At 35.0% G+C, this 5,704-nt stretch carries 6 protein-coding genes, 1 pseudogene and 1 riboswitch; of the genes and pseudogenes, 5 read left to right on the plus strand and 2 right to left on the minus strand.

The window, feature by feature from the left end; genetic code table 11:
- Positions 1-219 precede the first annotated feature (219 nt).
- Both NEH74_RS13275 and NEH74_RS13280 read left to right on the plus strand, forming a co-directional pair.
- On the plus strand, positions 220-360 hold the full coding sequence (locus tag NEH74_RS13275; protein ID WP_262941457.1) for a glucosamine--fructose-6-phosphate aminotransferase: 141 nt from the start codon (positions 220-222) through the stop codon (positions 358-360).
- A gap of 218 nt (positions 361-578) precedes the next feature.
- The gene (locus NEH74_RS13280; RefSeq protein ID WP_262941458.1) at positions 579-1,628 is read left to right on the plus strand and encodes an LCP family protein; all 1,050 of its coding nucleotides are present in this window, start codon (positions 579-581) and stop codon (positions 1,626-1,628) included.
- A 43-nt stretch (positions 1,629-1,671) separates the two neighbouring features.
- Here the strand turns inward: NEH74_RS13280 and galU are convergent, their stop codons facing one another.
- Complete coding sequence (gene galU / locus NEH74_RS13285; protein WP_262941460.1) at positions 1,672-2,556, minus strand: UTP--glucose-1-phosphate uridylyltransferase GalU; 885 nt, start codon at positions 2,554-2,556, stop codon at positions 1,672-1,674.
- A 177-nt stretch (positions 2,557-2,733) separates the two neighbouring features.
- A pseudogene (locus NEH74_RS13750) lies at positions 2,734-3,300 on the minus strand (IS30 family transposase); the annotation flags it as partial.
- Here NEH74_RS13750 and NEH74_RS13300 point away from each other — a divergent pair.
- The 3 genes from NEH74_RS13300 to NEH74_RS13310 all read left to right on the plus strand — a co-directional run bounded on the left by NEH74_RS13300 (position 3,299) and on the right by NEH74_RS13310 (position 5,702).
- Positions 3,299-3,643, plus strand: a complete 345-nt coding sequence (locus NEH74_RS13300; protein ID WP_262941465.1) for a class D sortase — start codon at positions 3,299-3,301, stop codon at positions 3,641-3,643. The pseudogene NEH74_RS13750 and the gene NEH74_RS13300 sit on opposite strands and share 2 nt — an antisense overlap.
- A 14-nt stretch (positions 3,644-3,657) precedes the next feature.
- Entirely contained in the window at positions 3,658-4,557 is a 900-nt protein-coding gene (locus NEH74_RS13305; protein WP_262941462.1) for a hypothetical protein, read from the plus strand.
- 517 nt (positions 4,558-5,074) lie between these two features.
- Positions 5,075-5,157: riboswitch (cyclic di-GMP riboswitch) on the plus strand.
- 329 nt (positions 5,158-5,486) lie between these two features.
- Positions 5,487-5,702, plus strand: a complete 216-nt coding sequence (locus tag NEH74_RS13310; RefSeq protein WP_262941464.1) for a hypothetical protein — start codon at positions 5,487-5,489, stop codon at positions 5,700-5,702.
- Positions 5,703-5,704 lie beyond the last annotated feature (2 nt).

A 5,704-nucleotide genomic window follows, 5' to 3' on the forward strand; every position in this document is an offset into this window, starting at 1 on the left:
TAGTTGCCCCAATTTCTATCTTAAAATGTCTGTTTAATACCTACTATTTTAACATAGATTTTGATGAATTTTGATCATGAGTGTTTGATTTTAAAAACTATGAAATACATTTCTGTTTATATATTTAAACAGTAGGATTTGCGGTTGGTGAGTTAATCACGTGGAGCAAATACAGTAACTATTTCATTACGTTTATTAAGTTCTGAAACAGATCAAATCATGATTGATGATGTTCACCTATTATTAACACCATTAGTAACAGTCGTCCCAACACAATTAATTTCTTACTATGCAGCCTTACAACATGGATTCGATATTGATAAACCATGTAAATTAGCAAAATCAATGACTGTTGAATAGCCTTAAATTGTTTTTAAATGATGTGTGGATTATAACGTTTTAACCAATGGTTTTAGAAAAAACTAATTATGGTCTATAAAGCTGTCTACATAGATGATAAACGCTAGGCAATACTCTTGCTCAACGTTTATCATCTATTTTTTATATGGGTTGTGATTGAACAGGTTTAGGAGTATAATATGAAATTATATAGTTTTTTTGTTGTGGGAGGATTTGGTGTGAGTAAGAGAAAAATGGTTGGCATTGTGTTTGGTCTGCTAGTTGCTTTACTAGTTTTAGTTATTGGTGGAGGTATTTTCGCTGTGAATCATTTTTATTCGAAGGTAGAGACGACAGAGCAATTGACGCAAGATGAGGTATCAGTTAATAGTGAGAGTGTTAATAAGGAAAAAGATTCTAATATTGTCAATATTGCAGTTTTAGGGATTGATCAAGATGGAGATGGTTCGAATGGTCGTAGTGATGCGATTAAGGTGATTTCTCTTGATATGAATAATAAAAAGGTGAAGCTGACATCGTTTCAGCGTGATACGTTGATTTATATTCCTGAACCTGAAAATGATTTTGATAAGTTGAATCATGCGTATTGGTATGGAAAAGCGCCATTAACATTAAAGACATTAAATTATAATTTTGATTTAGATATTACGCGTTATCTGGCCTTTAATTTCGATGCAATTGAGCATATTATTGATACAATTGATGGAATTGAGCTAGATGTTCATGAGAATGAGTTAAAGGTGACAAATGATTATATTCAGCATTTAAATAGTTTATCAGAGACTGATGTAGATGCTCCTTATTTAACGAAGGGTGGATTACAAAAATTATCGGGCCGTCAAGCGATGGCTTATATGCGTAATCGTTATGTGGGTGATGATTTTGATCGAATGAATCGTCAGAACAAGGTCATGGAAGCGATGATTGATAAAGTCATGAATCAAAGTTATTCGGAGCTATTAGGGTTGCTAGATGCATGTTTACCTTATGTTGAGACGAATTTAACGATGAATGAAATGATTAGTTTTGGAACAAAAGTTTTAACATTTGACTTGAAAAATATTGAGCAAACACAAATCCCGGCTTCTGATAATAAAAATAAGACGGTAAGTTATAAAGGATATAGTCCGCTTTATGTAATGAACAGTTATCAGGACTTAGTACGCGGTGTGCATGCGTTTATTTATAATGACACTGAGTATCAGCCATCACAAACTGTGATTGAGACTGAAGCGGCAATCTATGAAACGTTTGGACGAGTTGAGTAAAGTAAAAAAGGAACCTTCGAGGGAAGGTTCCTTTTGTTATGTATTAAGCTTGTTTTAATTCTTTTAAATAGGCAATAACTTGGTCTTTTAAATCGTCGCGGTTTAATGAGAAGTCGATGGTTGCTTTGATGAATCCGAATTTGTCTCCAACATCGTATCGTTGACCTTCGAAGTCATAGGCGTAAACGGCTTGACGATCCATTAAGCGGTCGATGGCATCTGTTAATTGAATTTCTCCACCAGCTCCAGCTTCTTGTGTTTCTAACATTTCAAAGATTTCTGGCGTTAAGACGTAGCGTCCCATCACCGCTAAGTTAGATGGTGCTTCTTCTTGTTTTGGTTTTTCAACCATTCCAGATAATTTTACCATGCGTCCCTCTGGTTGATGTGATTTTGATGGCTTCATGATTCCGTACTTAGAAACGTCCTCATCAGCTACGGTTTGAACTCCCATAATTGAGCATCCATTTTTCTCATAGGCATGAATTAGTTGTTTTGTTGCTGGGTTTTCATCGTTCACCACGATGTCATCTCCTAATAAAACAGCGAATGGTTCATTTCCAATGAAGGTTTTCGCACATAAAATCGCATGTCCTAATCCTTTTGCTTCTTTTTGGCGGATGTAGTGAATTTGAGCCATATTTGAAATGTTTTGTACCATTTCAAGCATATCAGTTTTTCCTTTTTTAGCTAATGTGTCTTCAAGCTCATATGATTTATCGAAGTGATCTTCAATTGAACGTTTCGTTGAGCTTGTCACGATTAAGATTTCCTCAATGCCTGAAGCAATCGCTTCTTCAATAATATATTGAATTGTTGGTTTGTCAACAATTGGTAGCATTTCTTTTGGTTGTGATTTTGTCGCTGGTAAAAAGCGTGTTCCGAATCCTGCTGCAGGAATAACGGCTTTACGTACTGGTTTTCTCATACCTCTATAACTCCTTCTCTCTTTTCATAAATCTATCTAAATTATATCATATATTGATGAATAGTTATATAAAAATTGGATAACTATGTTATTTTTAAAGCTGTGCTTTTGTCATATTATTTTTTAGACGAATTGTCAATACAAATGCGATAGTTTTTCATGAAATAGCTTGATTCCCTACCAGAGGGGGATACCACTTCGTGGGTAGGTGACCCATGCAGTTTTCCAACCTAAAAATTTTCGCGGTCGATGATTAATGAGGCAGAGTACCTCAGTAACCTCTTCTTTAGTTACCCGTGCTAAGTCGGTTTTCTTCGGGAAAAATTCTCAAAGAAGACCATTGGCATTTTCATTACTACCTCTTTGCCAAGACGAATAGGCATCTGCAAAGTAAACAGGAACCTTTAAGTCAGCTTCTAATTTGGAATAACAAGCAAACTCTTTTCCCCGATCAACCGTATAGTTTTTAAAGGTGTCTTTAGGAAAATGTTCATATAACTTATGAATCACTCGGTATATTTGGGATGTTGAGCGATTGTCTATTTTCATGGCCACATAAAAACGTGTTTAACGTTCAATAAAAGTGACTAAATAACCTTTACTTTTACGACGACTTGAAATAACCGTATCAAGTTCCCATTCCCTAGCAATGGAGTATGGTGCTTCGCACTGCCAGGGGATCGGTGCCCAAATGTATGACGTCTTTTTTACTTCTTTAGGACGTTGATGAATCGAGGTTCCGATTTTACAAGGAGAAGGCAATGCTCAGCTTCGTGAAGGGAGTGGCCATTATGTCGGAAGTTTATTGCCTGGTGAAGGTGGGAATGTCGTCTTATCTGGGCATCGAGAAACCGCCTTTTATCCATTAAAAGATGTGACGTTAGGTGATCCCGTTTTTGTTCAAACGGATTACGGAACGTATGAGTATGAAGTATCTGATATTTATATTACGACACCTGATGATGTGAGTCCAACTGTTCCAACGGAGGAAGAACGCTTAACGATGTATACGTGTTATCCTTTTATTAAATGGGGCGCGACTCCACAGCGCTATATCGTTGTCGCAGATTTAGTTCAGATTAAGTAAAACGAGGTATAAAGATGAAACTGATTCAAAAATTGATAAGTGTGCTATTGAGTTTAGGCTTGATGTTTGTCATCATGGCATTTTGTCTACTGAGTAGTCTTTCTCAATTCTTAACGCCAGAAACGTATCTTTCGGTGATGGAAGAAGCGAATGTTTATCAATCGATGAAAGAGACTATTCAAGGAAGTATCGATGATGTCATGCTGTTAAATAATATTGAGCGTCAAAGTATGCGAGAATTTATTAAGCTTGAGGAAGTGAAAGAAATCGTGATGGGCGACGTGTACGGCGTTTTGTCATGGTTAAATGGGGCACAGCCGCAACTTAAAGCACTGGATTTAACGACTTATGAGGCCCGCTTTGATGAGTGTATTGGGACATTTTTTAGAGATAATCACTATTATTTAGATGAGGATTTGAAACAAGAGGTCGAGTTAATGAAACAAAATGTGATGCAAATCGTGAAAGGGAATCTTCGATTAGTTGACTTTGATCAATTGACTCAAATGACAGTCCTTCAAAAACTCACGAGTTTGATTAGCGAGATCAATTTAAAACTGATTGCAGGGTTATTACCCGGAGTCGTGCTATTGTTAGTGGGGGTATTGGTGTTATTATCGCCACGAAGTCGTCATCACAAGCGCCGTAAAAAAATTGAGATCGGACTATTATACAGTGGGTATGGGATAATGGCAGGTGGTTTAATTATTTTTATTGTTTTCTTTAGTGGAATTCAATCTGGCTTTTATCACCATATCGCGATTCAAGTCAGCTACTTACAAGAAAGTATCGGTTTACTCATTGAAAACTGGTTTAAGATGTTGATGATTTCTGGATTACTAGCTACTGGACTTGGAATCATCTTTTTAATCCCTTATTGGGTTAAACTGTATCAAAAATATATGAAAAACTAGCTTCGGTTAGTTTTTTTATTTGGATGAAGGATTTTTAACAGAGAGGGCAGAGAAATGAAGTGGTCATTTAGCCAGTTTGATTTCTTTTATTTTTGTTGCGAAGTAGACAGATGATGAATTTACATTAACCTATTTCTTAAAAGTTAAATTGAGAAGAGTTAGTGATAGGAGAGATTTCAAAGTCATTAAAGGGATCGTTGTAAATTGTATTTCGAAGTTATAACTATAAATTTTCAACAAAATTAGAGCATTTTAAAAGTAATAAAATAAAAAGCTAGGTGATTAATCAGTTCTTTTGTCTACTCCAATCAAAAATTGATGAGCTGATAAAATGTTTTTTTGTCGATTGGATTTTTTTTGTTATAAAGTATTTGTGTTCTAAAATTTCTGATGCTATGATATTTTGGCAAGTAACGCATGTGACAAAAGGTCTGTTTTTAGGATTGTATATGTGGGAGGCTAGAAGAAGTGCAAAGGAAAATATCTAAAGGTCTATTTAGAATTAATTGTTAATACAATGTAATAGAGAAACGATGAAGTATATTCTGTATGTGGGCACTTGGGATATATGGAGTTAATAGTGCAACCGGCTCTTAACAATGACAGATAAAATTAGTCATAGATAAGAGTCTTTTATATGTTTAAAATTTGAATAGGAAAAGCGAAGGGGTATACTGCGTATGAGAACTTGGATATATGGAGTTAGTTGTGCAACAGACTCATAAAATGAAGTCGTCATGATCATTCATAGATAATGGTCTTTATTTAGTTTTAGAGTCTTTTTATATGCCAAAAACTATAAAATTAAAATGATTTAAATAGAGTGTAATATTATAAAATTTTTGGCTATATATTCTTAGGGAGAATGACGTTAAAATGCTGAAATTAAATTAATCGTGATAGATAAACGAGAAGTAGGGGGAATTAAGGTGAAAAAAAAATATTGGTTAGGTGGGTTTCTAAGTGCAATGGTCATCGTTGGCGGCGTAGCAATGGTTCAACCGACTTTAGCAGCATTTATGTCCCAAGATAGTGAGATTAATAACTTTAAAACTGGAGATGTCAATATTGAAGTTGAAGAAAACTTTGATGATAAATGTAGTGACTTTAGTACAGCCTGTACAAAAGATGTATATTGCAAGTGAAA

This window comes from Turicibacter sp. GALT-G1 (genome assembly GCF_025594995.1).
Taxonomy (GTDB): domain Bacteria; phylum Bacillota_I; class Bacilli_A; order MOL361; family Turicibacteraceae; genus Turicibacter; species Turicibacter bilis.